This window comes from Saccharopolyspora elongata (assembly GCF_004348985.1).
Classification (GTDB): Bacteria; Actinomycetota; Actinomycetes; order Mycobacteriales; family Pseudonocardiaceae; genus Saccharopolyspora; species Saccharopolyspora elongata.
The window spans coordinates 17,279-44,206 of sequence record NZ_SMKW01000077.1; the positions used below are offsets into that span (position 1 = coordinate 17,279).

Genomic DNA, 26,928 nt, shown 5'->3' on the forward strand with positions numbered 1-26,928 from the left:
CGCGCCGGAAATGGCAGGCTGGCCGCATGGCCTCGTTTCCCCGCCGCAGCGCCCGCACCCAGGGCTTCACCCTCGGCGCGCCGCGGAACTTCACCGCCGGTGCCACCGTGCTCTTCCTGCGATCCGCAGGCGGCACCGAACGCAGCAACGCCCTCTGGGCGCTGGACACCAGAACCGGCCGGGAGCGGATGCTCGCCGACCCGGCCGCGCTGCGGGTGGCCGACGAGGTCTCGCCCGAAGAGCAGGCCCGCCGCGAACGAGCGCGCGAACGCGCCCTGGGCATCACCGGCTACGCCACCGATGGCGACGGGAACCTGGCCGCCTTCACCATCTCCGGCCGGCTGTTCGTCGTCGACGTCGCGACCGGCGACGCCCGCGAGCTGCCCGCCCGCCAGCCGGTCGCCGATCCCCGGCCCGACCGCGACGGGCGCCGCATCGCCTACCTCTCCGGCGGCCAGCTGCGGGTGATCGATGTGGACGGTTCCGGCGACCGCGCGCTGGCCGAACCCGACGGCGCCGACATCACCTGGGGCGCCGCGGAGTTCATCGCCGCCGAGGAGATGGACCGCCACCGCGGCTACTGGTGGTCGCCCGACGGTTCGCGGCTGCTGGCGGCCCGCGTCGACGAATCCCCGGTCCAGCACCTGTACCTCGGCGACCCGTCCGCCCCGCTGAGCGAGCCGAGCGCCATGCGCTACCCGGCGGCCGGCACCGCCAACGCCGACGTGTCGCTGGCCGTCCTCGACCTCGACGGCAACCGGGTGGACGTCAAATGGGACCGCCAGGCCTTCCCGTACCTCGTCACCGCGCACTGGTCCGGGCACGGTGCCCCGCTGATCGCGGTGCAGACCCGCGACCAGCGCACCCAGCTCGTGCTGGCCGTCGACCAGGCCACCGGGCAAACCACCGAGGTGCACCGCGACACCGACCCGCACTGGGTGGACATCAAGCCCGGCTGGCCTGCCTGGACCCCGGACGGCCGGCTGGTGCGCATCAGCGCGGGCGACGGCGCGTACCGCCTGGTGGTCGGCGACCAGCCGTGGACCGCCGCGCCCCTGCAGGTGCGGGGCATCCTCGACGTCGGCGACGACGATGTCCTGATCTCCGCCTCGGAGCAGGACCCGACCCAGGTGCACCTCTACCGCGTCACCGCCGACGGCGCCGAGCGGATCACCGAGCAGCCCGGCGTCCACACCGGAACTCGTTGCGGCGACGTGCTCGTCGTCGCCACGTCCACAATGGACGAACCTCGCACCCGGGTGCGGGTGCACCTCGACGGGCGCGAGATCGCCGAGATCGAGAACCTGGCCGAAGACCCCGCCGTCGACCTCAACGTCACGCTCCTCCGGCTCGGCGACCGCGAGCTGTGCAGCGCCCTGCTGCTGCCCACCGGCTACGACCCGGCCGACGGCCCCCTGCCGGTCCTGCTCGACCCCTACGGCGGCCCGCACGCGCAGCGCGTGCTCGCCCGCCGCCAGGGCTACCTGACCTCGCAGTGGTTCGCCGACCAGGGCTTCGCGGTGCTGGTCACCGACGGCCGCGGCATGGCCGGCCGCGGCCCCGACTGGGACCGCGCGATCGCCGGCGACCTCGCCGGCCCGACCCTGCAGGACCAGGTCGACGCCCTGCACGCGGCCGCCGCGCAGCACCCCGAGCTCGACCTCGACCGGGTCGCCATCCGCGGCTGGTCCTTCGGCGGCTACCTCGCCGCGCTGGCCGTGCTGCGCCGCCCGGACGTCTTCCACGCCGCCGTGGTGGGTGCCGGAGTCGTCGACTGGCGGCTGTACGACACCCACTACACCGAGCGCTACCTGGGCGACCCCAACGAGGTTCCCAAGGCGTACGTGGAGAACTCGCTGCTGGCCGACGCGGGCAACCTCGAACGCCCGATGCTGATCGTGCACGGCACCGTGGACGACAACGTCATCCTGGCCCACGCACTCCGGCTCTCGGCCGCGTTGACCGCGTCGGCCCGCCCGCACAACGTGCTACCGCTGGCGGGCGTCAGCCACATGCCCACCGATGAGACCACCAGCGAGAACCTGCTGCTGCTCCAGGTGGACTTCCTGCGCAGATCGCTGGCGCGCTAGAGGATTTCCAGCGGAACCGGATGCGGCGGCGCTGGGAAGCCCGCGTCGAGCTCGGCGAGATCGGCCGCCGACAACTCGATGTCCAGCGCCGCCCGGTTCTGCTCCACGTGCGCCACGGTGGCCGCCTTCGGGATCGCGCACACGCCGTCCTGCGCCAGCACCCAGGCGATCGCGACCTGCGCCGGAGTCACCGAATGCCGCTCGGCGACCCGCCGCAACGCCGGCTCGCCCAGCAGCCGCCCCTGCTCGATCGGCGAGTACGCCATCACCGGCAACCCCTGCTCCCGGCACCACGGCAGCAAGTCGAGCTCGATGCCGCGCCGGGTGAGGTTGTAGAGCACCTGGTTCGTGGCGGACCGCCGGCCCAGTTCGCTCTCGAACAGCTCCGACATGTCCCCGGGACCGAAATTGCTCACCCCGAAATGCCGGACCTTGCCGTCGGCACGCAGCTGCTCGAACGCGTCCAACGTCTCCGCCAACGGCGTGCTGCCGCGCCAGTGCAGCAGGTACAGATCCAGGTGATCGGTGCCCAGCCGCCGCAGGCTGCGCTCGCACGCGGCGACGGCGTCGCGACGCCCCGCGTTGTGCGGATACACCTTGCTGACCAGGAAAACCTCGTCGCGGCGCCCCGCGATCGCGGCACCGACGACCTCCTCGGCGCCGCCGCTGCCGTACATCTCGGCGGTGTCGATCAGCCCCAGGCCGAGGTCCAGGCCGTGCCGCAGCGCAGCCACCTCCGCCGCGCGCTGCGCGCGCCGCTCGCCCATGCCCCAGGTGCCCTGCCCCAGCACCGGCAGCTCCTGCCCGCCGGGCAGTCGTAGGCCTCGCATGCACACTCCGTTCCAGGTGGTGGATCAAAGCCGGGCGTGCGGCCAAGAATACGGATCAGCGCTGCTGCGGCAGCACGGCCACCAGCTCGAAGCCGCCGTCCGCGGACGGCCCGGCGTCCAGCCGCCCACCCGCCATCTGCACCCGCTCCGACAAACCCGCCAGCCCGGACCCGCTGCTACCGGCCTCGACGGCCGGTAGCGCACGATCAGGAGCACCGTTGCTGACGGCGATGTGCAACGAACCCCCGCGGCACAACAGGCTCACCTTGATCCCGGCGCCCGGCGCGTGCTTGGACGCATTCGTCAGCGCCTCCTGAACCACCCGGTACGCGGCCCGCTCCACCGCCGCCGGCACCCCGTGCGGCTCGCTGAGCTGGGAAGACAGCTCCACGTCCACACCGGCGGCGCGCGTCCGCCCCACCAGGTCCGGGATCTTGTCCAACCCGACCTGCTGCCCCGCCGTGCCCAGCCCCAGCGTCGCGCGCATCTCGTCCAGTGCCTGCTTCGCCAACCCGCGCAACCGGCCCGCGGTCTCCTGCGCGGCGGGATCACCGGTAGTCGACGCCAACGCGGCCGACTCCACCGCGATCAGGGTGACGTGATGCCCGACCGCGTCGTGGATCTCCCGCGCGATCCGGGCCCGCTCCTCAGCTCGCGCCGTCTCATCCTTCGCCCGCAGCTCCGCCGCAGTAGCCGCCTCCAGCCGCCGCAGGCTGTCGGCCAGCTGCTGCCGCAGCGACACCAACATCCCCAACGCGGTCGGCGCACCAGCGGCCGCCAGCACGAAAGCAAAGGTCAGGACGATCGAACCCGCCCCGAGCGACTGCGTGATCAGCACCGGGGTCACCGCGACCACCGCAGCCAGCAGAACCCCCGCGACCAGCGTCGACACCCGCGGCCGTGCACGCCCCAACGCGTACAGAGCCACAACCGTCGCCGGCCAACCCAAGCCACCGGCCAACGCGGGCATGCACAACAACACCGAGACCCACGGCAACCACAGCCGCAACGGCAACAACGCGGCGGCCACCAACCCGGACACCACCGCGTACCCGAACGGATCCGGCGCGGCCAGCACCGCAGCCGCCGGAATCCCGACGGCCAAAGCCTCGGCCCCCAGCCGCAGCCAGCGCCCCGAACTCACCGGAAGTCGCCCGCCACCCGCTGCGCGATCAACGCTGCCTGCACCCGGTTCTGCGCACCTAGCTTGCTCAACACCGTCGACACGTAGCTCTTCACCGTCGCCTCGGTCAGCCCGAGCCGAACCCCGATGTCGGCGTTCGACCGGCCATCGGCCAACAGCTGGAGCACCTGCCGCTCCCGCCCGGACAACCCCCGCACCAGCTGCATCTCGTGCACGTTGTCGGTCGCGCTGCGGAACCTCGGCAACAGCCGCGCCGTGATCCGCGGATCCAGCACCGCCCCGCCCGCCGCCAGGTCGTGCACCGCCCGAACCAGCATCGCCGGCTCGGCGTCCTTGAGCAGGAACCCGCGCGCCCCGAACCGCAGGGCATCGGCCACGTAGTCGTCCAGGTCGAAAGTCGTCAACACCGCCGCCACCGGCGCATCCGCCAACGCCGTCAACGTCCGCAACGCCGTCAACCCGTCCTTGCCGGGCATCTGAACATCGATCAGCGCGACGTCCACCCGGTGCGCGCGCACCGCCGCCAGCAGCTCATCACCGTTGCCCGCCTCGGCGACCACCCGGATCGTGCCGTCGGCCTCCAACAACACCCGCAGGCCACGCCGCAGCATGGCCTCGTCATCGGCCAGCACAACGCGGATCGGCCCCCCGCCGTCCTCAGCCCGCACCACTCGGTCACCTCCCCTGTTCCGAGCGCCGCCAGCAGATTATCGGGACAGCGTCAACGCAGCGCGCACGCCACCCGAGCGCACGGTGATCAACGACGACCACCCTTGGGCTTGCGCTCCCGCACCCGCACCGAGATCCGCACCGGACTGCCCACGAACCCGAACGTCTCGCGGAACTTGCGCTCCAGGAACCGCCGGTACCCGGCCTCCAGGAACCCGGTGGTGAACAGCACGATCGTCGGCGGCCGCGACTGCGCCTGCGTGGCGAACAGGATCTTGGGCTGCCGACCGCCGCGCACCGGCGGCGGGTTGGCCGCGACCAGATCCGAAAGCCAGCCGTTCAACCGGCCGGTCGGGATCCGCGTGTCCCACGACTCCAGCGCGGTGCGCAGCGTCGGCGCCAGCTTCGCCACCGCCCGGCCGGTCTTGGCCGACACGTTGACCCGCTCGGCCCACCGCACCCGCACCAGCTCGCGGTCGATCTCCTTCTCCAGCTGGTGGCGGCGGTCCTCGTCGACCAGGTCCCACTTGTTGTAGGCGATCACCAGCGCCCGCCCGGCCTCCACGACCATGGTGAGCACCCGCAGGTCCTGCTCGCTCAACGGCTCCGAAGCATCGATGAGCATGATCGCCACCTCGGCCGCCTCGATGGCCGCCTTGGTGCGCAGCGACGCGTAGTACTCGGTGCCGCTGGCGGTCTTCACGCGCTTGCGCAGCCCCGCCGTGTCGACGAACCGCCACACCTCGCCATCGAGCTCCACCAGCGAGTCCACCGGGTCCACGGTGGTGCCCGCGACGTCGTGCACCACCGACCGCTCTTCCCCGGTCAGCTTGTTGAGCAGGCTCGACTTGCCCACGTTCGGCTTGCCGACCAACGCGACCCGCCGCGGCCCGCCCGTCGCGCCGAAGATCTCGCGCGGCGTCTCCGGGAACGCGTCCAGCACGGCGTCCAGCAGGTCACCGGAACCGCTCCCGTGCAGCGCGCTGACCGGCCTCGGCTCGCCCAGCCCCAGCGACCACAGCGAATGCACGTCGGAGACGCCGCGCTGGTCGTCGACCTTGTTCGCGGCCAGCAGCACCGGCCGCTTGGACCGGCGCAGCACCCTGGCCACGGCCTCTTCCGTCTCGGTCGCGCCGACCCGGGCATCCACCACCAGCAGCACCGCGTCCGCGGTGTGCATGGCCAGCTCCGCCTGCGCCGCCACCGACGCCTGCAGGCCCTTGGCGTCCGGCTCCCACCCACCGGTGTCGACCAGCGTGAAGCGGCGCCCGTTCCACAGCGCGTCGTAGGCCACCCGGTCCCGGGTCACGCCCGGGACGTCCTGCACGACGGCTTCCCGGCGGCCCAGCAGCCGGTTCACCAGCGTCGACTTGCCCACGTTCGGGCGGCCGACCACGGCCAGCACCGGCTGCGGCTTCGGCGCCGCCTCGCCCTCGGGCGCTTCGACCTCGTCGAACTCAGCCCACTCGGCCTCGTCGGACCACGTGCCGTCCAGGCCTTCCACCGACTCGTCGGTCACGCTCGTTTCCCTCTCGAATAGTCTTTGTCCTGGTCCGCGACCAGCCGATCCAACTCGGCGATCAGCTCGACCAGTTCGGTGCGCACCGCCTCGGTCGCCACGACCAGCCCGGTGCGGCCCTTGCCCGCCGGCAGCGTGATCGGCTCCCCGAACAACACGTCGATCCTGGGTAGCAGCCTACGGCCCGCGCCCTCCGGACGACGCGTGCCCCGGCAGGCCACCGGCAGGACCTGCGCCTCCGACGCCCGCGCCAACCACGCCGCCCCGTGCTGCGCGTTCGCCACGTCGCCGTCGCCGCGGGTGCCCTCCGGGAACACCCCGACCAACCCGCCGGCACGCAGCACCCGCACCGCCGCCAGCAGCGGCGTGCGGTCGGGTTCGCCGCGGCGCACCCCGATCTGCCCGATGCGGCGCAGGAACCAGCCCAGCGGCCCGCGGAACATCTCCTGCTTGATCAGGAACACCGCGTTGCGCGGGATCATTCCGAACAGCAGCGGCCCGTCCACCATCGAACTGTGGTTGGCCACCAGCACCACCGGCCCGGTGCGCGGAATCCGCTCCGCACCATGGATCCGCACCCGGTACGGCAACCGCACGATCCGCCGCGAAATCCACTGGCCGAACCGGTGCAAGCCGCCGGTCGCGCCCTCGGGCAGGGTCTCGTCGCTCATGGTGTCGTCCGCTCCGCCCCGGCCAGCAGGCCGCGGCTCTCCACGTGCTTGTGCAGCTGCTCGAGCACCTCCACCACGCCCAGATCCGTGGTGTCCAGCTCCACCGCGTCATCGGCCTTCCGCAGCGGCGCCACCTTCCGCCCGGAATCCAGCGCGTCCCGGCGCTGCACGTCGGCGTGCGTGCGGTCCAGGTCGCCAGCGCGTCCCTCGGACACGTCCTGCGCCGTGCGGCGCTGCGCGCGGGCGTGCGCGGAAGCCGTCAGGTAGACCTTCAGGCCCGCATCCGGTACCACCACGGTGCCGATGTCCCGGCCCTCCACGACCATGCCGCCCGGCGACTCCAACGCCTCGCCGATCAGCCGCCGCTGCTGGGCGACCAGCTGCTCGCGAACCTCGGCGACCGCCGACACCGCCGACACCGCGCCGGTCACCTCCGGGCCGCGGATCTCCTGCCCCACGTCCGCGCCGTCCAGGGACACCGACGGCCGCTCGGGGTCGGTGCCCACGATCAGCGCCGCCGCCCGCACCACACGCGCCACCTCGGCCGAATCCGACGGCTCGACCTCCGCGCGCAGCACGGCCAGCGTCGCGGCCCGGTACATCGCGCCGGTGTCGAGGTAGGTCGCCCCCAACGCGGACGCCAACTTCCGGGACACCGTCGACTTGCCGGTGCCCGAAGGGCCGTCGAGCGCCACCACACCGCGGAGCCTGGCGTGTGCCACGTGCATGTCCTTCCCGAGCCGGAACCGATCGGCCCGGCACCGGCCGGACCAACCGTCCATTCTGCCTGGTCCGCCCGCGCGCATCCCAATCGCGTCCAGATCCATCCGGACCGCGGGACAAATGCGAAAGATCTCCTAATACAGTCTCGGGCGTGGACGTAACAGTGACCCCCTTGCCGGGGCTCGGCACGCAGCAGGACTTCACCACCCGCTCCGGCCACCGCATCGGCGTGATCACCTACCGCGACGGCCGGTTCGAGCTGATCGTCTCCGACCACGAGGACCCGGACAAGGTGGCCGCTTCGGTCGCGCTGACCACCACCGAGACCAGCACGCTGGCCAACCTGCTGGGCGCCCCGCAACTGGTCGCGCAGCTCAACGAGCAGCAGAGCGAGGTCGCCGGGATCACCACCTGGCAGCTGTCCGTCGCCCAGGGCTCCCCGTACGACGGCCGGACCCTCGGCGACACCGAGATGCGCACCCGCACCTCGGTGTCGATCGTCGCCGTCGTCCGCGACGGCACAGTGCATCCCTCGCCGCGACCGGACTTCGTGTTCGCCGCCGGCGACCTGGTGGTCGTCGTGGGCACCTCGAAGGGGCTGCGCGCAGCCAGCGAAATCCTGGAAAAGGGCTGATCCAGCCCGCTCCGCACACTTTCCCGGCCACCGGACCGGGACACGCGTCACCAACGGCGGTCCAACGCGTGCCGAACCCCTAACAACTCCATACGCAGGGAACACGCGAGAGGAAACACGGTGCACGACACGGCGATCTCCCTAATAGAGCTGGGTGCGGTTTTCTTCGGTCTGGGCATCCTCGGGAGACTCGCATGGAAAATCGGGGTGTCACCGATCCCGCTCTACCTGCTTGGTGGGCTGGCCTTCGGCACAGGCGGCCTCGTCCCGCTGCACGGCATCGAGCCGTTCACCCACCTGGCATCCGAGATCGGCGTGGTCCTGCTGCTGTTGCTGCTGGGCCTGGAGTACTCCGCGGGTGAACTCGTCACCGGCTTACGCCGCTCCTGGCTGGCCGGCATCGTCGACATCGTGCTGAACGCGGTGCCCGGCGCGCTGGTGGCGCTGCTGCTGGGCTGGGGCCCGCTCGGCGCGCTCACCATGGCCGGTGTCACCTACATCTCCTCCTCCGGCATCGTCGCGAAGGTGCTCGGTGACCTGGGCAGGCTCGGCAACCGGGAAACGCCGGTGATCCTGTCGATCCTGGTCTTCGAAGACCTGGCGATGGCCGTCTACCTGCCGATCCTGACCGCCGTGCTGGCCGGCGTCAGCTTCCTCGGCGGCCTCACCGCGGTCGGGGTGTCGCTGGTCGTGATCACCCTGGTGCTGGTCGTCGCGCTGAAGTTCGGCAAGTACGTCTCGGCCCTGATCGACAGCCCCGATCCGGAGGTCTTCCTGCTCCGCCTGCTGGGTTCGGCGCTGCTGGTCGCGGGCATCGCCTCGGAGCTGCAGGTCTCGGCGGCGGTCGGCTCGTTCCTGCTGGGCATCGCGATCTCCGGGTCCACGGCGGCGAACGCGACCCGGATGCTGGAGCCGCTCCGCGACCTGTTCGCCGCGCTGTTCTTCGTCGTGTTCGGCCTGAACACCGACCCCAGCCAGATCCCGCCGGTGCTGCCGATCGCGCTGCTGCTGGCGGTGGCGACCGTGGCGACGAAGGTGATCACCGGCTGGTTCGCCGCCCGGATGCAGGGCGTGGGCAAGATGGGCCGCTTGCGGGCCGGTGCTGCGCTGGTCGCCCGCGGCGAGTTCTCCATCGTCATCGCCGGCCTGGCGGTCGCCTCCGGCGCGGTGCCCGGCGAGCTCGCGGCGCTGGCCACGGCCTACGTGCTGCTGATGGCGATCCTCGGCCCGGTGGCGGCCCGGGTCGTCGAGCCGGTGGCCCGGCTCTTCCTCCCCCGCCAGGTCAAGAAGGCCTGAACGAAGAGCCTTCGGCTGCTCCCGAGCGGATCGGCCGAAGGCTCTCTTCCGGACGTTAAATTTCACTCAACACTGAAATCATTAACACTGTAGACACATCGGACCCGGTCCCGCCGACGCGAGACAGGGTCCGAGGAACGTCAGAGGCCGACGGCCCGGTACAGCGAGCCGATCTCCTGCCGGTTCAGCGGCCGGATCGCGCCAGGGCGCTCGCTGGTCAGCCGCACGTCGCCGATCCGCGTCCGCACCAGGCGCTGCACCGGGAGGCCGACGTGCTTGAGCAGCCGCCGCACGATCCGGTTCCGGCCCTCGTGCAGCACGATCTCCACCAGGGACCGGTTCTGGTTCGTGTCGACCAGCTTGAACCGGTCCACCTTCACCAGACCGTCCTCCAGCTCCACGCCGTCGCGCAGCCGCTGCCCCAGGTCCTTCGGGACCGACCCGAGCACCTCGGCCAGGTAGGTCTTGCGCACCTTGTACTTCGGGTGCATCAGCCGGTTCGCCAGCTCCCCGTCGTTGGTGATCAGCAGCAGGCCCTCGGTGTCCTGGTCCAGCCGGCCCACGTGGAACAGCTTGCCCTGGCGTTCCCGCAGGTAGTCACCGATGCACGGGCGCCCCTTGTCGTCCGACATGGTGCACAGGATGCCGGTCGGCTTGTTCAGCAGCAGGTGCGTCAGGTCGTCGTTGACCATCACCCGGTTGCCGTCCACGTGGATCACCGCGGTCGCCGGGTCGACGCGCCGCCCCAGCTCGGTGACGAGCTCGCCGTCGACCTCGATCCGACCCTCGACGATCATCTCCTCGGCCGCGCGCCGCGACGCCACCCCGGCCTGGGACAACACTTTCTGCAGCCGCACGCCTTCGGAATCGGCTTTGCTGGACGGGGAACGGTGCTCAGACGTCATCAATCGAATCCACTTCGGGCAACAAGGGGGCGAGCGGTGGCAAATCCTTCAGCGACGACAGCCCCAGCCGCTCCAGGAACAGCTCGGTCGTGCAGTACAGGATGCCGCCCGTCTCCGGGTCGGTTCCGGCCTCTTCGATAAGGCCGCGCCCCACCAGGGTACGGATGACGCCATCGACGTTCACACCCCGTACTGCCGCGACCCGCGAACGCGTCACGGGCTGCCGGTAGGAGATCACCGCGAGCGTCTCCAGCGCGGCGCGCGTCAGCTTCGAGCGCTGCCCGTCCAGGAGGTACCGCTCCACGTACGGCGCGTACGCATCCCGCGTGTAGAACCGCCAACCGTCCCCGATTCGCCGCAGGTCAATGCCCCGCTCGGCGTCGGCGTAACCGTCGGAGAGCCGCCGCAGCGCAACCCGGATCCGGGCCACCGGCTGCTCCAGCGTGTCGGCCAGCAGCTCCTCGCCCGCCGGCACGTCCACCACGAGCAGCAGCGCCTCCAACGCGGCATCGAGCGCGCTGTCGGAGGTCAGGTCCGGCACGCCCGCCGTCTCCACCGCCTCGGACTCCGCCGCGCGCGCCTCGGGGCTCTCGTCGTTCGCTGCCGTCACCCGTACTCCTCTTCCTCCTGGTTGGCGCGCTGCGCATCGGCTTCGACCTGAGCCTCCGCCACGCTGCCGCCCACCCAGCGCACGAGCAGCTCGCCCAGCGGGCTCTCCTGCTCGAACTGCAAGACCTTCTCCCGGTAGAGCTCCAGCAGGGCCAGGAACCGGGCCACCACCTCGACGGTGTGCCCGCAGTCCGACACGAGCTCCCCGAACGTCGCGCTGCCCTTCTCCGCCAGCCGCACCCGCAGCAGCGCCGCGTGCTCGCGCACCGAAACGCCGTGCTGGTGGATGTGGTCCAGCGAAACGGTCGGCGGCGGCTTCGGCCGGAACACCGCGGCCGCGATCTCGGCGAACCGCTGCGGCGAGACCCCGATCTGCACCTCCGGCAGCAGGTTCGCGAACCGCTCCTCGACCGACACCGAGCGCGGGTAGCGCCGTAGCGCCCCGGCCTCCAGCTCGCCGAACAACGCGGCGACCTGCTTGTAGGCGCGGTACTGCAGCAGCCGGGCGAAGAGCAGGTCGCGGGCCTCCAGCAGCGCCAGGTCGGCCTCGTCCTCCACCTCCGCGGAGGGCAGCAGCCGCGCCGCCTTCAGGTCCAGCAGGGTCGCGGCGATCACCAGGAACTCGGTGGTCTCGTCCAGGTCCCACTGCTCGCCGAGCGCCTTGGTGTAGGCGATGAACTCGTCGGTGACCTTGTGCAGCGCCACCTCGGTGACGTCCAGCTGGTGCTGCGAGATCAGCTGCAGCAGCAGGTCGAAGGGGCCTTCGAAGTTCTCCAGCCGCACCGTGAACCGGCCGCTCGCGCCGGAGTCCTCGCTGGACCGTTCCTCCGGTACCGCGGGGTCTGTCACTCGCCGGGCTCCTGGAGGCGCCGGACCAGCACCGAGTCCGCGCCGTTGCGGTCGAGGTCGGCGAGCACCACCGCAACCGCCTCCCGCACCACCCGGCCCCGGTCCACGGCGATGCCGTGGTCGGCCCGCAATGCCAGCCGCGCCTGCTCCAAGCCCAGCAACTCCTCGTCGGACACGTACACGGTGATCTTCGAATCGTGCTTGCGCCGACCCGTACCGGACCGCCCAGCTGCGGGCTGCGCCGGCTCCGGCTCCGGCTGCTCCGCCTGATCCGTCCGAGGAACAGTAGTACGGAAGAGTTCGGCCGCGCCGGGCAGGGCGACCCGCCGCGTCATCGGGCGATCACCTCGCGCGCCAGCTCCCGGTACGCCTGCGCGCCGGCCGAGCGGGGCGCCCAGCGGGTGATCGGCTCGCCGGCCACGGTGGTCTCCGGGAACCGCACCGTCCGGTTGATCACGGCGTCGAAGACGATGTCGCCGAACGCCTCCACGACGCGCGCCATCACCTCGCGGGAGTGCAGCGTGCGCGGGTCGAACATGGTCGCCAGGATGCCGCTGATCTCCAGCTTCGGGTTCAGCCGCTCCCGGACCTTCTCGATGGTGTCGATCAGCAGCGCCACGCCGCGCAGGCTGAAGAACTCGCACTCCAACGGGATTATCACGCCGTCCGCCGCCGCCAACGCGTTCACCGTCAGCAGGCCCAGCGACGGCTGGCAGTCCACCAGCACGTAGTCGTACTCCCCCAGCGCCGGCTGCAGCACCCGGTGCAGGGTCTGCTCCCGGCCCACCTCGGCGACCAGCTGCACCTCGGCCGCGGAGAGGTCGATGTTGCTGGGCAGCAGGTCCATGCCCTCGACGCTGGTCTGCCGCACCACGTCCTGGACGGAGACCGGGCGCTCCATGATCACGTTGTAGATGGTCTGATCGAGCTGGTGCGGCTGGACCCCGAGGCCGACCGAGAGCGCGCCCTGCGGATCGAAATCCACCAGCAGCACCCGGCGCCCGTACTCCGCCAGCGCTGCGCCGAGGTTGATCGTCGACGTGGTCTTCCCGACGCCGCCCTTCTGGTTGCACATCGCGAGCACCGACGCGGGACCGTGCCGGTCCAGCAGCGGCGGCTCCGGGATGTGCCGACGTGGCCGGCCAGTCGGACCGAGACCGCGCGGATTCGGCGCCAGGCCGACGTCTTCCGCACGACCCGTCGTCTCCGGGGCGATGCTCAGGTCGACCGCGCCCCGGGGCCGCCCTTCGGCGGCGGGCTGCGGTAGCGACATGGCGATCTGACTCCTTTGGTGCCGGTGGCGATCAAACGCAGCCTAAGTGGCATTCGTTACCAGCGGCAACGCGCCTCGCCGACGTATCGGAAGTTCCCTGTGATCTCCGTGTGATCAACGTCTACCCCCTGCGCCGCCGGCCCGCATTCGCAGCGTCACCAACTCACTCCGAAGCGTGTGCGCGCGGATGGGCCGTCGCGTAGACCTCCCGCAGCGTGTTGACCGTGATCAGGGTGTAGACCTGCGTCGTCGTGACAGAGGCGTGGCCCAGCAGTTCCTGCACCACGCGGACGTCGGCACCGCCCTCCACGAGGTGCGTGGCGAAGGAGTGCCGCAGCACGTGCGGCGAAACCGAGCCGCCGATGCCGGCGCGCTGCGCGGCGATCTTCAACGCGTTCCACGCGCTTTGCCGGGAAAGCCGGGTCCCGCGCGAATTGAGGAACACCGCGGCGGTTCCGCGCCCGCGCGCCGCCAGGCCGGGCCGGGCGCGCACCAGGTACGCGTCCAGCGCCGCCAGCGCCGGGCGGCCGATGGGCACCAGCCGCTGGCGGCCGCCCTTGCCGTCCAGCAGGACCGTGCGGTTGGTGCCGTCGATGTCGTCGAGGTCCAGCCCGACCGCTTCGGAGATCCGCGCTCCCGTCGAGTACAGCAACTCCAGCAGCGCCCGGTCCCGCATGCCCCGGGCGTCATCGCCACCGGCGTGGTCGAGCAGCTTCCCGACGTCGTCGATGGGCAGGGCCTTCGGCAGCCGCTTGGGCAGGCTCGGCGGCGCGACCTCGCGCGCGACGTCGACCGCCAGCTGCCCTTCGGCATGCGCGAACCGGTGCAGGCCGCGGGCGGCGACCAGGGCCCGCGCCGAGGACGAAGGTGCGAGCGCGGGCCGCTGCTCGGTGCCTTCCCGCAGTTCGGCCAGGAATCCGGACAGGTGCTCCGAGCGCACCTCGGCGAGCCCGGAAATCCCCTCCCCGACCAGGAATTCGGCGTACCGGCGCAGATCCCTGGCGTAGGAGTCGAGGGTGCTGCGGGCGGTGCCGCGCTCGACGGCGAGGTGGTCGAGGTATCCGGTGATCGCCCCGCGCAGGTCCGGCGGCAGCTCCTCGAAACCCCTCACCGGGCGGCGAAGCGCTGGGGCCGGTCCGGCCATTCGGCGTCCACCGGGCGCGGCCGCCCCCGGCCGTCGCGGACCGCCTGGGCGGCGAGCAGCCCGGCCACGCCGGGACCGTTGACGATCTCCCCGGCCAGCGCCATCCGCACCGCATCGGCCAGCGGGAAACGCCGGATCACCAGGTCCGCCTCCTCGTCCCCGACCGCCGCCGGACGATCCACATCGGACAGTCCGGTGGCCAGGAACACTCGGATGCACTCGTCGGTGAAGCCCGGCGAGGTGGCGACGTCGACCAGCACCGACCAGTCCCGCGCCGCGAGCCCCGCCTCCTCGGCGAGCTCCCGCTGCGCCGTGCGCACCGGCTCCTCGCCCGCCACGTCCAGCAGCCCGGCCGGCAGCTCCCAGAGCCGCCGGCCGAGCGGGTACCGGTACTGGTGGATCAGCACGACCTGGTCGTGCTCGTCCACCGCCACCACCGCGACCGCCCCGAGGTGCTCGACGACCTCGCGACGCGCGTGCCCGCCGCCGGGCATCCCGACCTCATCGGCCCGCAACGCGAGGATCTTCCCCACGTACACGTCCTCGCTGGCCAGGGTGGTGAATTCGTGCTCGCCGTCGGTGCGCGCGACACCTTGCTCCGTCGTGTCCACGCCGCCACTTTAGAGCGAACTAAGATCACGCACTGGGCGCCGGCTCCTGGACGGGCTCCAGCTCCACCGGCAGCCGTTCTGCGGCGCGGTAGTCCAGGGCCGCCTTAACGAACGCCGCGAACAGCGGGTGCGGACGGGTGGGACGGCTCTTGAGCTCCGGGTGCGCCTGGGTGCCCACGAAGAACGGGTGCACCTCGCGCGGCAGCTCGACGAACTCCACCAGCCGGTCGTCCGGCGAGGTGCCCGAGAACACCACGCCCGCCTTGCCCAACCGGTCCCGGTAGGAGTTGTTCACCTCGTAGCGGTGCCGGTGGCGCTCGGCGACCTCGGTGGAGCCGTACGCCTCGGCGACGATCGAGCCCTCCTGCAGCTTCGCCGGGTACGAACCGAGCCGCATGGTGCCGCCCATGTCCCGGTCACCGGAGATCACGTCGTGCTGGTCGGCCATCGTGCTGATCACCGGGTGCTTGGCGGGCTCCTCGAACTCCGTGGAGTTGGCCCGCTCCAGACCTGCCAGCGAACGCGCCGCCTCGATCACCATGCACTGCAGGCCCAGGCACAGCCCCAGCAGCGGGATGCCGTTGGTCCGCGCGTAGCGGATCGCGCCGAGCTTGCCCTCGATGCCGCGCACGCCGAAGCCACCCGGGATCAGCACGCCGTCCATCCCGGACAGCGCCTGCGCCGCGCCCGCGTCGGTCTCGCAGGTGTCCGAGCCGACCCAGGAGATCTCCACCTTCGCCCGGTGCGCGAACCCACCGGCGCGCAGCGCCTCGGTGACCGACAGGTAGGCGTCGGGCAGGTCGACGTACTTGCCGACCAGCGCGATCCGCACCCGCTCCGACGGGTTGTGCACCCGGTCCAGCAGGTCACCCCACACCGACCAGTCGACGTCGCGGAACGGCAGCCCGAGCCGCCGCACCAGGTAGGCGTCCAGGCCCTCGCCGTGCAGCACCCGCGGGATGTCGTAGATCGACGGCGCGTCCGGGCAGGCCACCACGCCGTCCGAGTCCACGTCGCACATCAGCGCGATCTTGCGCTTGAGGTCCTCAGGCAGGTCCCGGTCCGCCCGGCACACCAGCGCGTCGGGCTGGATGCCGATGTTGCGCAGCGCCGCCACCGAGTGCTGCGTCGGCTTGGTCTTCAGCTCGCCCGAGGGCGCCAGGAACGGCACCAGCGACACGTGCAGGAAGAAGCAGTTGTCCCGGCCGACGTCGTGTCGAACCTGCCGGCAGGCCTCCAGGAACGGCAGCGACTCGATGTCGCCGACCGTGCCGCCGACCTCGGTGATCACCACGTCCGGCGTGCGGCCGTCCTCGTCCGGCTCGGCCATCGCCCGGATCCGGGCCTTGATCTGGTCGGTGATGTGCGGGATCACCTGCACCGTGTCGCCCAGGTACTCGCCGCGGCGCTCCTTGGCGATGACCGTCGAGTACACCTGGCCGGTCGTCACGTTGGCGTTGCGGGTCAGGTCGCGGTCCAGGAACCGCTCGTAGTGCCCGATGTCGAGGTCGGTCTCGGCGCCGTCCTCGGTCACGAACACCTCACCATGCTGGAACGGGTTCATCGTTCCCGGATCGACGTTCAGGTACGGGTCGAGCTTCTGCATGGTCACCCGCAGGCCGCGGGAGGTCAGCAGTTCGCCCAGGCTGGATGCCGTGAGCCCCTTACCCAACGAGGAGGCCACGCCCCCCGTGACGAAAACGTGCTTGATCGTGCGTGCTTGCGGCACCAACAAAAGCTCCCCGTGGTCAAGCCGTCGCCTGGCTGGATTTCTGCACTGGCAGGACGGCTGGATCCGTCGCTCCCACGGAATTCCAGCCTAACGCACGACCACCGGGGCCGTGCACCGAGACCCGCCGCACGGCGTCGGGGCGACCGGCCAGGTCAACCGCCATCCGGCGGCCTACCAGCCGGTCACCGCCCGCATCCGCCGCGATGGGCCGCCGCGGTGAGCATCAACACTAGCCGCGGGTCTCCGGCACCGGACCCTGCGCGCTGCTCGCGACGCCGTAGTGCCCGGCCTGCCGCTCGGCCTGCTCCCGCAACGCCAGCACGACCGCCACCCGCCCCGAGGCGCTGTCCAGGTTGTCCACCGTGGACAACGACGACGCCAGCGCCGGATCCGCGCGCACGACGCCGACCGGCCCGGTCCCGTCCGCCGAGCCCGCGCCACCGGCGAGCACCGCGCCCTGGCCCGCGCGGTCGAGCTGCGCCGCGAAGCGAGCCAGCGTCGCGGCCTTGTCGCCCGCTCGGTCGCTCTCGATCCGGCCGCCGGTGAGCACCACGGCGAGCTGCGCGGGCCGCAGGCCCGGCGAGGCGGTCGCGAAGCCGCCGTCGGCCAGGCCCGCGAACGCCGCCGCCCGCTCCTGGTCGCCGGTCTGCGGCTGCCCGCTCTGCGGGTTCAGCAGGGCCAGCGGCCCGATCAGGCCGCCGGCCATGGTGCCGGGATCCGCCGCCGTGGGCAGCTGCACCCCGGCGGGCAGCAGCTCGGTGACCACGCGCCGCAACTGGTCCGCCCGGCCCGGGTCGGCGAACGACTTGCCCAGCCGCACCTCGCCGGTGACTTCCGCACCCGCCGCGCGCAGCAGCTGCCCGACCGCGTCGCGCTGCTGGTCGTCGGTGTTGTCGGAGGTGATCAGCACGACGCTGCGCTGCGCCAGCTGGCCCTGCACGGCCATCGGCCCGACCGCGGAGCCGAACGTGTCCGCGGCCGCGACCTGCGTCTTGAGCGTCGTCCGCTCGGCGTTGAGGTCGTCGACCTGCGCCTGCAGGGACCGCTGCTCGTCGCCGACTCCCGCCAGCAGCCGGCCGCTGAGGGACGTGGATCCGACGAGGACGCCCACGGCCAGCGCCAGGAAGACCGCGGCGATCGACACGATGTGGTACCGCAACGAGATCACGAGAAAAGCCCCTTGAGATAAGCGAAGACGGACTCGGCGGTGTCGGCGACCAGCCCCACGAACGCGGTGCCCAGCCCGGAGACCACCAGCGCCACGGCGGCCACCAGCAGCACCGCGAGGACCAGCAGCACGATCGCGCCGACCGGCGTCCGGCTGCGCTGCAGCGTCGCCACCGCGGCCCCGTCGATGACCTTGCTGCCCAACCGGAGCCGGGTGAGGAACGTCGACGGGTTCGAGCCGGAACGCCCGCGGTCGAGGAATTCGCCCAGCGTCGCGTGGAACCCGACCGTGATCACCAGGCTCGCCTTGTGCGCGTCGGCGAGCAGCAGCGCCAGGTCCTCCGGGTTCCCGGACGCCGGGAACGTCACCGCGCCGATCCCCAGATCCTGTATGCGCTCCAGGCCGGGCGCGTGCCCGTCGAGATGCGCCGGGATCACGAGCTCCGCGCCGCACTTGAGGGTGGCGGTGGCGATGGTGTCCGGGTCGCCGACGATGACGTCCGGCTTGTACCCGGCCTTGCGCAGCGTCTCGGCGCCGCCCTCCACCCCGATCAGCACCGGCCGGTACTCGCGGATGTACTTCTTCAGCCGCTGCAGGTCGTCGGCGTGGCCGTAGCCCGGCGCCACCACGAGCACCTGGCGCCCCTCCATCGAGATGCCGAGCTCGGGCACGCCGATGCCGTCGAGGATCAGCGTCCGCTCCTTGCGCAGGAACTCGATGGTGTTCGCCGAGAACGCCTCCAGCTGCGTCGACATCCCGGCCTTCGCCTCGATGAGCAGATCGGCGACGGAGTTGGCGTCCTGCGAGGTCCCGCGCCCGACCTCCCGCTCCCCGACGAACACGCCGCCCTCGTGCAGCCGGATCTTCGCGCCGTCCTTGATCCGGTGCACGACCTCGGGGCCGACGCCGTCGACCAGCGCGATGCCTGCCGACAGCAGCACCTCCGGCCCGAGGTTCGGGTAGCGCCCGGAGATCGACGGGGCGGCGTTGACCACCCCGATCACCCCGGCCGAGACCAGCGCTTCGGCCGTGCGCCGGTCCAGGTCCGCGTGGTCGATCACCGCGATGTCGCCGGACCGGACCCGGCGCAGCACATCACCCGGGCGCCGCTCCACCCTGGCGATCCCGACCACACCGGGCAGGCTTTCCTGCTGACGGGCAAGCAGACCGCTGAGTTTCATGCACCGATGGTGACAAATCGATCACCTGTTGTTGGTACGCCACGCCGATGCCGTTGGGCCGAACGGCCTAGTTGCCGCTGCGTTCCCGCTTCTTGGGAGCCGCCTTGCCGCGCCGCCGGAAGCGGGCCTGCGCCAGCTTGTAGGCCGTCGCGGTGTCCAGGAGCTCCTCCGCGTGGGCCCGGCCGGTCTCCGTGGAATCCATCCCGGCCAGCATCCGCGCCAGCTCGACGACCCGCCGCTCGTCGGCGACGACCCGCACGTCGCTGCGGGTCAGCCCGCCGTCCGCGGCGCCCTTGTCCACCACCAGGTGGCGGTCGGCGTAGGCGGCGACCTGCGGCAGGTGGGTGACGACCACGACCTGGTGCGTCCGGGCCAGGCGGGCCAGCCGCCGCCCGATCTCCACCGCGGCCCGTCCGCCGACACCGGCGTCGACCTCGTCGAAGACCAGCGTCGGCACCGTGTCCGCGTCGGCGAGCACGACCTCCAGCGCCAGCATCACCCGGGACAGCTCACCGCCCGAGGCGCCCTTGTGGATCGGCAGCGCGGGCGCACCGGAGTGCGCGATCAGCTGCAGCTCGACCTCGTCGACCCCGTCCGGGCCGGCGTGCAGGGTCCGGCCCTGCACGGGCAGCGCGTTCGGGTCGCCGGCATCGGCTTCCTTCGGCTCGACGACGACCTCCAGCCGCGCCTGCGGCATCGCCAGCCCGTCGAGTTCCTCGGAAACCGCCGCGGAGAGCCCCACCGCGGCTTCCTTCCGCGCCTCCGAAACCGCGACCGCGTGCTCGGCGAGCTCGACCGCGAGTTCGTCGCGCCGCGCGGCCAGCGCCGCCAGCGCCTCCTCGGAGGTGTCCATCCCGGACAGCCGGCTGCGCGCTTCGTCGGCCCACGCCAGCACGCCGTCGACGTCCGCGGCGTACTTCTTGGTCAGCTGCTTCAACTCGGCCTGCCGGGCCAGCACCTGCTCCAGCCGGGCCGGGTCGGCGTCCAGCCGGTCCAGGTAGCCGCCGAGCTCGCCGCCCACGTCGGCCAGCACCGCGACGGCCTCGGCCACCCGCGGCTCCAGCTCCCGCAGCGCCGGGTCCTCGGCGCCGCCGAGACGCCGCCGGGCCTCGCCGATCAAGCCGATCGCGCCCGGCGCATCCGGGTCGCCGTCGACCGCGCCGGTGAGCGCCAGATGAGCCCCCGTCGCGATCTCCCGGAGCTGGTCGACGTCCGCGAGCCGCCGCGCCTCGTCGACCAGCGCGACGTCCTCACCGGATTCCGGGGCGACGGCCTCGATCTCGGCCAGCCCGTGCCGCAGCAGCTCCGCTTCCCTGGCCAGTTCCCGCGAGCGTTCGGTGCGCTCGGTGAGCTCCCGCACCGCTTCGGCCCACTCCGCGCGGACCCGCTGGTAGTCGGCGAGCACGTACAGCACGGGATCACCGGCGAACCGGTCCAGCACCGCGCGCTGCTCACCGGACCGCAGCAGCCGCAGCTGGTCGTTCTGGCCATGCACGGCCAACACCTGCTCCGCCAGCTCGGAAAGCACGGCGTTGGGCACCGACCGACCGCCGAGGTGCGCTCGCGACCGGCCGTCGGCCGTCACGGTCCGCACCGCGATCAGGCTGCCGTCGTCGTCGGGCTCGGCCCCGGCATCGGCGGCGACCTTGGCCGCCGGCGAGTCGATCGTCGTCTGGAACCGGCCCTCCACGACGGCACGCTGCGCACCGGACCGGACGCGCGAGGCATCGGCCCGACCACCACCGAGCAGGTGCAGCCCGGTGACCACCATCGTCTTACCGGCGCCGGTCTCACCGGTGACCACGGTCAGGCCGGCGTGCAGTGCGAGCGTGGCGTCGTCGATGACGCCCAGTCCCTGGATGCGCATCTCCGCCAACACATCAAGCACCCTATCGGCATCCCCCGAGAAGTGGTGCCCCGCTGGGGTGATCAGCGCATGAATTGAAATTGTGGCTGTTTGCAGCTGTGCAGGCGGCGCCGCCGCGGCTCAGCGGGCGGTGGCGGGGCCGCGCCAGCCCTGGACCGGGAGCTCGAACTTGCGCACCAGGCGATCGGTGAAGGCCGTGTCGTGCAGCCGCACCAGGCGCAGCGGCGTGCTCCCGGCGACCACCTCGACCCGCGCGCCCGGCGGCAGGTCGAACTGCCGCTGACCGTCGCAGAACAGCACCGCGTGGTGGCCGTGCTGGTCGATCTCCAGCGCCACCAACGACTTCTGCGACACCACCAGCGGGCGGGCGAAGAGCGCGTGCGCGTTGCTCGGCACTACCAGCAGCGCCTGCACCTCCGGCCACACCACCGGGCCGCCCGCGGAGAACGCGTACGCCGTGGAACCGGTCGGGGTGGAGCACAGCACGCCGTCGCAGCCGAACGCCGACACCGGGTGGCCGTCGACCTCCACGACCAGGTCCAGGATCCGCTCCCGGCTGCTCTTCTCGACGCTCGCCTCGTTCAGCGCCCAGGTGCGGGCCAGGACCTCGCCGTCGAGCTTCGCGGTGACCTCGATGGTCATCCGCTCCTCGACGTAGTAGCGGGACTCGACGACGGCGGCCACCGCTTCGTCGAGCGCGTCGGAATCGGCCCCGGCCAGGAACCCGACCCGGCCGAGGTTCACCCCGAAGACCGGCACGTCGGCCAGCCGCGCGATTTCCGCGGCGCGCAGGAGTGTCCCGTCACCGCCCAGCACCAGGACGAGTTCCGTGCCCGCGGCCGCCTCCGGGCCGGGCTCGACCACCCGGAGGTAGCAGTCGGAGCTGAGCTCCGGGGCCTCCTCCGCGAGCACCCGCACGCACAGGCCCGCGTCGATGAGCTGACCGGCGACCTTCTCCGCGGTGCGCATGTTGTGCTGCCTGCCGGTGTGCACCACCAGCAGCACCTCTCGGGTCAACTCCACTCCTTAAAGCTTTTCTAAGCGGCGGGAGCCGCTTGCGGTGTGGGACTCAGCTTGCACCGCCGCGGGTTCTCAGGGGTCTTCTCGCGAGGACAGCCCCGACGTGGTGAATTGGCATTCATGATGTCGGGGATCCCACAGCGAGAAGGCTCCTGAGGTTCCGCCACCCGCACCGCCACGCAAACCACTCTAGAAACAATCAGTCAACGGTGCGAGCTCTTGCCTGAAGTCTGGGGTCCCTGCCGGACCGCGTCCAACACGAGCGCCTCCGCCGCATCCGCATCGGTGCTCGCGCCGGGCCGCAGCCAGGCGAAGTACTCGACGTTGCCCGACGGACCGGGCAACGGACTTGCCACGACACCGCGCAGGCCGAGGCCCAGATCGGCGGCGAACCGCACGACCTCGAGGACCGCTTCCGCCCGCAGCTCGGGATCGCGTACCACGCCACCCGAGCCTAGCCGCTGCTTGCCCACCTCGAACTGCGGTTTGATCATCGGCACCAGATCGGCTTCCGGCGTGGCGCAGGCTGTCAGCGCCGGCAGCACCAGCTTCAGCGAGATGAACGACAGGTCGGCCACCACCAGGTCCACCTGGCCGCCGATGTCCTCCGGGGTCAGCGACCGCACGTTCGTCCGGTCGTGGATCCGCACCCGCTCATCAGTCTGCAGCTTCCAGACCAGCTGCCCGTAACCGACGTCGACGGCCACCACCTCGCGCGCTTCGCGGCGCAGCAGCACATCGGTGAACCCGCCGGTGGACGCGCCGGCGTCCAGGCAGCGGCGGCCGGCGACCGTCAGCCCGGCCGGCTCGAACGCCTCCAGCGCCCCCACCAGCTTGTACGCGCCGCGCGACGCCCAGCCCGGGTCGTCGAAGTCCTCGGCGACCAACACCGGGGCATCGATCTCGACCGCGGTCGCGGCCTTGCGGGCCACCATGCCGCGCACGCTCACCCGCCCGGCGGTGACCAGTTCCGCGGCGTGTTCACGGGATCGGGCAAGCCCGCGACGAACCAGTTCGGCATCCAACCGCGCCTTGCGTGGCACTACCGTCAGCTCCTGTGTGCACTCGTTCCGGAGAGGAGGTTGTCCGCCTTCGACAGCGCATCGGTGAGCGCGGCGTGCACCGCCTCGAACCGTTCGACGTGCTCGGCGACCGGCAGTTCCCGCACCTCGTCGAGACGGGCCACCGCCGCCGCGATGGCGTCGACCGCCGGCTGACCGTCGTCGGCCGGGCGCGCCAGCATCGCGGGATTCGGCGCCTGCTGCCACGGAGAGGTCATCCGCTCCTGCTCCCATCGATCACGCCGCGATGGCTGTAGCGGCGACGCGTCCACGCTAGCGGAACGCTCCGACGACGCCGCCGCGACATGCGCCGGTCAGGCCAAACCCAGTTCCTTCAACGCATCCTGCGCGCGCTCGTCGGCTCCGCGCACGGCGACCGGCCCCGACGACGCCGCCCACCACGCGGCGCAGAGCGCGCGGAGCGCCGAAATCGCATCGCCCGGCTGCTCCCCGGCCTGCGCGGCCAGTTCCAGCGAGTCGCCGCCGACGCGGACCTGCCACGCGGGCTGCGCGCCGATCGCGACCTCGTCGGCCGACTGGTTCAGGGCGCGGAGATCCGCGCCGACGTAGCCGGGCCGCATGTCGGCGGTGGCTTCCAGCAGCTCCCGCGCCGTGCTGACGCCGGTCAGCACCATCAAGACCGGCATCGCGGCGTTGACCGCGCCCGCGATATCGGTGTCGAGCCGGTCGCCGACCATCAGCGGCTTCTCGGCCCCGGCGGAAGCGACGGCCCGGTCCAGCAGCGGCCGCTCGGGCTTGCCCGCCACCAGCGGCTCCTGATCGGTGGCCGCCTGCACGAGCGCGACGAGCGCACCGTTTCCGGGCGCCAGGCCGCGCTCGGTCGGCAGCGTGCGGTCGCCGTTGCAGGAGACCCACAGCGCGCCGGCGCGGATCGCCAGGCACGCCTCGGTGAGGTCGCGGTAACCGATCTCGGTGTACAGCCCCTGCACGACCGCGACCGGCTCGTCGGTGAACTCGCGGACCGGCACCAGCCCCGCCTTGTCCACCTCGGACACCAGCGCCGGCGAACCGACGACCAGCACCTTCGACCCCGGCGGCAGCTTCTCGGCCAGCATCGCGGCACCGGCCTGGGCGCTGGTGCTCACCTCGGTCCGGTCCGCATCCAGGCCGAGGCCGACGAGGTGGTCGGCCACGGCCTGGTCCGGCTTGGACGCGTTGTTGGTCACGTAGCGGACCGGGACGCCGCGGCGGTGCACCTCCTGGATCGCCTCCAGCGCACCGGGGACGAGTTCACCGCCGCGGAACACCGTGCCGTCGAGGTCGAACAGCACGACATCATGGCCGTCGAGAAGCGTGCCGCTCACTGCGCTCGCGCGCCCCCTCCTGCGTTGCCGGCATCGGCGTCCTGCTCGGCCGCCTTGTCATCCGCAGCCTTGTCATCCGCCGCTTCGTCGGCGGCGGCCTCGTCATCGACGGCCGCTTCGGAATCGGCCTCTTCGTCTTCTTCGAGCTCCTCGTCGAGCTCGTCGAGGTCGTCATCGACCTCGGCAGCGTCGTCGAGGTCATCGTCGTCGCCGATCTCGGCCGCCTCTGCCTCGGTGACGAGCTCCTCGACCACGTCCGGGCCGCCCAGCTTCTCGGCGAGTTCCTCGAGGCGGTCGGGGGCGTCGGTCTCGTCCTCGTCGTCGGCGTTGGCCGCGTGCACGAACCAGGTGAAGGCTTCCCGCTCCCGTCCGGCCGCCGCCAGGTTGTCGGCGTAGGCGTAGAACAGGCGCGCGCTCCACGGCTCCTGGAGCTTCGGGTCCAGCTCCGCGATCTGCAGGCTGACCACCGAGGCTTCGATCTCACCGAGGTCCCGGCGCGCACCCGCGGCGACGATGCGCAGCTCGACCGAGTCCTCCTGGTCGAGCTGGGTGGCCTCCTCGCTGCGGCTGAGCTCCACAGCGCGCTCCGGCCGCCCCATCGCGCGCTCGCAGTCGGCCATGATCGCCAGGTGCCCGGGACCGCCGGCCATCCGCCGGGCGGCGCGCAGCTCCGAAAGCGCCTCGTTCCACTCGCCCGTCAGGTAGGCGGCGAGGCCGTTGGCCTCGCGCACCGAAGGAATGCGCGGTGCCCGCTGACGCGCATACCGCGCGTGCTCCAGGGCGCGCTCCGGCTCCGAGTCGATCAGCTGGCCGGCGGCGATCAGGTGCAGCGCGACGTTGTCGGCCAGGCCCTTGGGCAGCGTCAGCAGCTCGCGGCGGATCTCGATGTCGAGATCACCGGGCGCCAGACCCTCGGGCAGCTGGGGCTCCTCCGGCCTCGGCGCCGACTCGACGGCGGCCTCGCCCCGCGACTCAGCCCGCGGCGAGTCGTGCCGGAAGCCACCCCGGTCCTGGCGGCCACCGTCGCGCGGCCCGCTCCGGCGGTCTCCGCCGCGGTGGTCCCCACCACGACGGTCCCGGTCCGGGCGTCCGCCGCGGTCGCGGTCGAACCGGTCGCCCTGCGGGCGCGGCCGGTCGTCCCGCCGGCGGTCATCACGACGGTCGTCACGGCGCGGCCGGTCGTCACGGCGCGGCCGGTCGTCACGGGGCCGGTCGTCACGCGGGCGGTCATCACGCGGGCGGTCATCACGCGGCCGATCGTCACGGCGGCGGTCGTCGAAGCGGGGCTTCCCCGGCCGGTCGTCACGACGGAAGCCACCGCCGCGGTCGTCGCGACGATCGTCGCGGCGGAAACCGCCCCGATCGTCACGGCGGTCATCCTTGCGGAACCCACCGCGGTCATCCTTGCGGAACCCTCCACGGTCGTCACGGCGTGGGCGGTCGTCGCGGCCCCGGTCGTCGCGGCGGAAGCCGCCACGGTCATCGCGACCTCGGTCGTCGCGGCGGAAGTTGTCGCGACGCGGACGATCGTCCCGCCGGAAGTCACGGCGGCCGCGGTCATCCTGTCCGCGGTCGTCCCGGCGGTCATCGCGCCGGAAGTCGCGTCCCCTGTCGTCGCGGCCCCGGTCGTCGCGGCGGAAGTCATCACGACGCGGACGATCGTCACGGCGGAAGCCGCCGCGGTCATCACGCTTGTCATCACGGCGGAAACCGCCGCGGTCATCGCGACCTCGGTCGTCGCGGCGGTCGTCCCGCCGGAAACCGCCCCTGTCGTCGCGACGGTCATCACGGCGGAAACCGCCGCGGTCATCGCGACGCGGGCGGTCGTCGCGGCGGTCGAAGCCGCGGTCTCGGCCGTTCTGCTCGTTGAAGCGGCGCGGCCGGTCGTCGCGGTCGTCACGACGGAAGCCACCGCGGTCGTCACGCCTGTCGTCGCGGCGGAAGCGGTTGTCACGGTTGTCGGAGTCGCGGCGGAAGCCACCGCGATCGTCGCGGGAACCGCCTGGGCGCCCGCCCTGACCGCGGAATCGGTCGCGGCCGCCGCTGAAGTTGTCGCGGCCGCCCCGGTCATCCCGGTTCCGGTCGTCACGATCATTGCGGTAGCCGCGGTTGTCGCGGTCGCCGAAGCGGCGCGGGCCGCCACCGTCGCGGTCCCGGCGGGGACCGCCTTGGGAACCGCGCCGATCGAAGTTTCCGCGGCCACCCTGGCCGCCTCGGCCGGCACCGGCCCCACGGCGAGGACCGCCGCTCCTGTCGTCGGAACCGGACACCGAACCTCCTGAAGCAGAAAATACTGAAGTTCCCACCAGGGTAGTCCCACCTGATGGCGGGTCTCGGCGGGTGGCACCCCTGATGTGAGCGGGGGCAACTCGTGTGAACCGTGCGGCGCCCGAACAGCGCGCAGCAACGGCTCCCGGACAAAAAGAAGGGGCCGACCGGAGATCCGTCCCCAAGGACGGGTCCGGTCGGCCCCTTTAAATAATGTGTCGGCGGTGTCTTACTCTCCCACACCCTATCGAGTGCAGTACCATCAGCGCTGGGGAGCTTAGCTACCGGGTTCGGAATGGGACCGGGCGGACCCTCCCCGCCATCGCCACCGACAACCCC

At 72.0% G+C, this 26,928-nt stretch carries 26 protein-coding genes and 1 rRNA gene; 4 read left to right on the forward strand and 23 right to left on the reverse strand.

The window, feature by feature from the left end:
* The first annotated feature begins 26 nt into the window (after positions 1 to 26).
* A complete protein-coding gene (locus E1288_RS37085) occupies positions 27 to 2,090 on the forward strand; it encodes a S9 family peptidase (protein WP_132493360.1) in 2,064 nt (687 codons plus the stop codon).
* Here E1288_RS37085 and E1288_RS37090 read toward each other — a convergent pair.
* From E1288_RS37090 to cmk, 6 genes are all read right to left on the reverse strand, one after another.
* Positions 2,087 to 2,920 (reverse strand): aldo/keto reductase, encoded by an 834-nt coding sequence (locus E1288_RS37090; protein ID WP_132493361.1) that lies wholly within the window; start codon positions 2,918 to 2,920, stop codon positions 2,087 to 2,089. The genes E1288_RS37085 and E1288_RS37090 overlap by 4 nt on opposite strands.
* 55 nt (positions 2,921 to 2,975) lie before the next feature.
* Complete coding sequence (locus E1288_RS37095) at positions 2,976 to 4,064, reverse strand: sensor histidine kinase (protein ID WP_132493362.1); 1,089 nt, start codon at positions 4,062 to 4,064, stop codon at positions 2,976 to 2,978.
* Positions 4,061 to 4,732, reverse strand: coding sequence for a response regulator (locus E1288_RS37100; RefSeq protein WP_132493381.1), 672 nt, complete (start codon positions 4,730 to 4,732; stop codon positions 4,061 to 4,063). The genes E1288_RS37095 and E1288_RS37100 overlap by 4 nt, the downstream gene beginning before the upstream one ends.
* An 89-nt stretch (positions 4,733 to 4,821) precedes the next feature.
* Entirely contained in the window at positions 4,822 to 6,252 is a 1,431-nt protein-coding gene (gene der, locus E1288_RS37105) for a ribosome biogenesis GTPase Der (RefSeq protein ID WP_132493363.1), read from the reverse strand.
* Positions 6,249 to 6,923: a lysophospholipid acyltransferase family protein gene (locus tag E1288_RS37110; protein ID WP_132493364.1), complete on the reverse strand. Its 675-nt coding sequence runs from the start codon at positions 6,921 to 6,923 to the stop codon at positions 6,249 to 6,251. The genes der and E1288_RS37110 overlap by 4 nt, the downstream gene beginning before the upstream one ends.
* On the reverse strand, positions 6,920 to 7,651 hold the full coding sequence (gene cmk, locus E1288_RS37115; RefSeq protein WP_132493365.1) for a (d)CMP kinase: 732 nt from the start codon (positions 7,649 to 7,651) through the stop codon (positions 6,920 to 6,922). Before cmk ends, E1288_RS37110 begins: the two co-directional genes overlap by 4 nt.
* Positions 7,652 to 7,797: 146 nt before the next feature.
* Here cmk and E1288_RS37120 point away from each other — a divergent pair, with 146 nt between their 5' ends.
* Together E1288_RS37120 and E1288_RS37125 are read left to right on the forward strand one after the other, a co-directional pair.
* A complete protein-coding gene (locus tag E1288_RS37120; protein ID WP_132493366.1) occupies positions 7,798 to 8,280 on the forward strand; it encodes a cation:proton antiporter regulatory subunit in 483 nt (160 codons plus the stop codon).
* A gap of 120 nt (positions 8,281 to 8,400) precedes the next feature.
* Positions 8,401 to 9,576 carry a cation:proton antiporter gene (locus tag E1288_RS37125; RefSeq protein WP_132493367.1) on the forward strand — a complete coding sequence of 392 codons (1,176 nt, stop codon included), beginning with the start codon at positions 8,401 to 8,403 and terminating at the stop codon, positions 9,574 to 9,576.
* Positions 9,577 to 9,716: 140 nt separating this feature from the next.
* Here E1288_RS37125 and E1288_RS37130 read toward each other — a convergent pair whose 3' ends face one another.
* From E1288_RS37130 to E1288_RS37205, 16 genes are all read right to left on the reverse strand, one after another.
* A complete protein-coding gene (locus E1288_RS37130; RefSeq protein WP_132493368.1) occupies positions 9,717 to 10,481 on the reverse strand; it encodes a pseudouridine synthase in 765 nt (254 codons plus the stop codon).
* A complete protein-coding gene (scpB, locus tag E1288_RS37135) occupies positions 10,471 to 11,091 on the reverse strand; it encodes an SMC-Scp complex subunit ScpB (protein ID WP_235884075.1) in 621 nt (206 codons plus the stop codon). Before scpB ends, E1288_RS37130 begins: the two co-directional genes overlap by 11 nt.
* Complete coding sequence (locus tag E1288_RS37140) at positions 11,088 to 11,939, reverse strand: segregation and condensation protein A (RefSeq protein WP_132493369.1); 852 nt, start codon at positions 11,937 to 11,939, stop codon at positions 11,088 to 11,090. The genes scpB and E1288_RS37140 overlap by 4 nt, the downstream gene beginning before the upstream one ends.
* Positions 11,936 to 12,274, reverse strand: coding sequence for a hypothetical protein (locus tag E1288_RS37145; protein WP_132493370.1), 339 nt, complete (start codon positions 12,272 to 12,274; stop codon positions 11,936 to 11,938). Before E1288_RS37145 ends, E1288_RS37140 begins: the two co-directional genes overlap by 4 nt.
* Positions 12,271 to 13,212 (reverse strand): ParA family protein, encoded by a 942-nt coding sequence (locus E1288_RS37150; protein ID WP_093277037.1) that lies wholly within the window; start codon positions 13,210 to 13,212, stop codon positions 12,271 to 12,273. Before E1288_RS37150 ends, E1288_RS37145 begins: the two co-directional genes overlap by 4 nt.
* A gap of 163 nt (positions 13,213 to 13,375) precedes the next feature.
* Complete coding sequence (locus tag E1288_RS37155) at positions 13,376 to 14,356, reverse strand: site-specific tyrosine recombinase XerD (RefSeq protein WP_408014298.1); 981 nt, start codon at positions 14,354 to 14,356, stop codon at positions 13,376 to 13,378.
* Complete coding sequence (locus E1288_RS37160) at positions 14,320 to 14,967, reverse strand: NUDIX domain-containing protein (RefSeq protein ID WP_132493372.1); 648 nt, start codon at positions 14,965 to 14,967, stop codon at positions 14,320 to 14,322. Before E1288_RS37160 ends, E1288_RS37155 begins: the two co-directional genes overlap by 37 nt.
* A 25-nt stretch (positions 14,968 to 14,992) precedes the next feature.
* Positions 14,993 to 16,696, reverse strand: a complete 1,704-nt coding sequence (locus tag E1288_RS37165) for a CTP synthase (RefSeq protein WP_408014299.1) — start codon at positions 16,694 to 16,696, stop codon at positions 14,993 to 14,995.
* Positions 16,697 to 16,928: 232 nt separating this feature from the next.
* On the reverse strand, positions 16,929 to 17,867 hold the full coding sequence (locus E1288_RS37170; protein WP_132493374.1) for a copper transporter: 939 nt from the start codon (positions 17,865 to 17,867) through the stop codon (positions 16,929 to 16,931).
* Entirely contained in the window at positions 17,864 to 19,048 is a 1,185-nt protein-coding gene (gene steA, locus E1288_RS37175; RefSeq protein WP_132493375.1) for a putative cytokinetic ring protein SteA, read from the reverse strand. The genes E1288_RS37170 and steA overlap by 4 nt, the downstream gene beginning before the upstream one ends.
* A gap of 67 nt (positions 19,049 to 19,115) precedes the next feature.
* On the reverse strand, positions 19,116 to 20,927 hold the full coding sequence (gene recN / locus E1288_RS37180) for a DNA repair protein RecN (RefSeq protein WP_132493382.1): 1,812 nt from the start codon (positions 20,925 to 20,927) through the stop codon (positions 19,116 to 19,118).
* A gap of 108 nt (positions 20,928 to 21,035) precedes the next feature.
* Positions 21,036 to 21,932: an NAD kinase gene (locus tag E1288_RS37185; protein WP_132493376.1), complete on the reverse strand. Its 897-nt coding sequence runs from the start codon at positions 21,930 to 21,932 to the stop codon at positions 21,036 to 21,038.
* A gap of 206 nt (positions 21,933 to 22,138) precedes the next feature.
* Positions 22,139 to 22,978 (reverse strand): TlyA family RNA methyltransferase, encoded by an 840-nt coding sequence (locus E1288_RS37190; RefSeq protein WP_132493377.1) that lies wholly within the window; start codon positions 22,976 to 22,978, stop codon positions 22,139 to 22,141.
* Between the two features lie 5 nt (positions 22,979 to 22,983).
* On the reverse strand, positions 22,984 to 23,214 hold the full coding sequence (locus E1288_RS37195) for a hypothetical protein (protein ID WP_207954763.1): 231 nt from the start codon (positions 23,212 to 23,214) through the stop codon (positions 22,984 to 22,986).
* A gap of 96 nt (positions 23,215 to 23,310) precedes the next feature.
* Complete coding sequence (locus E1288_RS37200; RefSeq protein WP_132493378.1) at positions 23,311 to 24,321, reverse strand: HAD-IIA family hydrolase; 1,011 nt, start codon at positions 24,319 to 24,321, stop codon at positions 23,311 to 23,313.
* Positions 24,318 to 25,052: a hypothetical protein gene (locus E1288_RS37205; RefSeq protein WP_235884076.1), complete on the reverse strand. Its 735-nt coding sequence runs from the start codon at positions 25,050 to 25,052 to the stop codon at positions 24,318 to 24,320. The genes E1288_RS37200 and E1288_RS37205 overlap by 4 nt, the downstream gene beginning before the upstream one ends.
* A gap of 39 nt (positions 25,053 to 25,091) precedes the next feature.
* Between E1288_RS37205 and E1288_RS49300 the strand changes: the two genes are divergently transcribed.
* Positions 25,092 to 26,603, forward strand: a complete 1,512-nt coding sequence (locus E1288_RS49300; protein WP_235884077.1) for a hypothetical protein — start codon at positions 25,092 to 25,094, stop codon at positions 26,601 to 26,603.
* A 202-nt stretch (positions 26,604 to 26,805) separates the two neighbouring features.
* Here the strand turns inward: E1288_RS49300 and rrf are convergent.
* Positions 26,806 to 26,922: ribosomal RNA gene (gene rrf / locus E1288_RS37210) — 5S ribosomal RNA — on the reverse strand.
* Positions 26,923 to 26,928: the final 6 nt, after the last annotated feature.

Excerpts from the sequence above, each read along its gene's own strand:
- E1288_RS37085 (WP_132493360.1), top strand. The coding sequence starts at position 27 with ATGGCCTCGTTTCCCCGCCGCAGCGCCCGCACCCAGGGCTTCACCCTC.
- E1288_RS37090 (WP_132493361.1), bottom strand. The coding sequence starts at position 2,920 with ATGCGAGGCCTACGACTGCCCGGCGGGCAGGAGCTGCCGGTGCTGGGG.
- E1288_RS37110 (WP_132493364.1), bottom strand. The coding sequence starts at position 6,923 with ATGAGCGACGAGACCCTGCCCGAGGGCGCGACCGGCGGCTTGCACCGG.
- cmk (WP_132493365.1), bottom strand. The coding sequence starts at position 7,651 with ATGCACGTGGCACACGCCAGGCTCCGCGGTGTGGTGGCGCTCGACGGC.
- E1288_RS37130 (WP_132493368.1), bottom strand. The coding sequence starts at position 10,481 with ATGACGTCTGAGCACCGTTCCCCGTCCAGCAAAGCCGATTCCGAAGGC.
- E1288_RS37145 (WP_132493370.1), bottom strand. The coding sequence starts at position 12,274 with ATGACGCGGCGGGTCGCCCTGCCCGGCGCGGCCGAACTCTTCCGTACT.
- E1288_RS37150 (WP_093277037.1), bottom strand. The coding sequence starts at position 13,212 with ATGTCGCTACCGCAGCCCGCCGCCGAAGGGCGGCCCCGGGGCGCGGTC.
- E1288_RS37155 (WP_408014298.1), bottom strand. The coding sequence starts at position 14,356 with ATGGCCGGACCGGCCCCAGCGCTTCGCCGCCCGGTGAGGGGTTTCGAG.
- steA (WP_132493375.1), bottom strand. The coding sequence starts at position 19,048 with ATGAAACTCAGCGGTCTGCTTGCCCGTCAGCAGGAAAGCCTGCCCGGT.
- E1288_RS37195 (WP_207954763.1), bottom strand. The coding sequence starts at position 23,214 with ATGACCTCTCCGTGGCAGCAGGCGCCGAATCCCGCGATGCTGGCGCGC.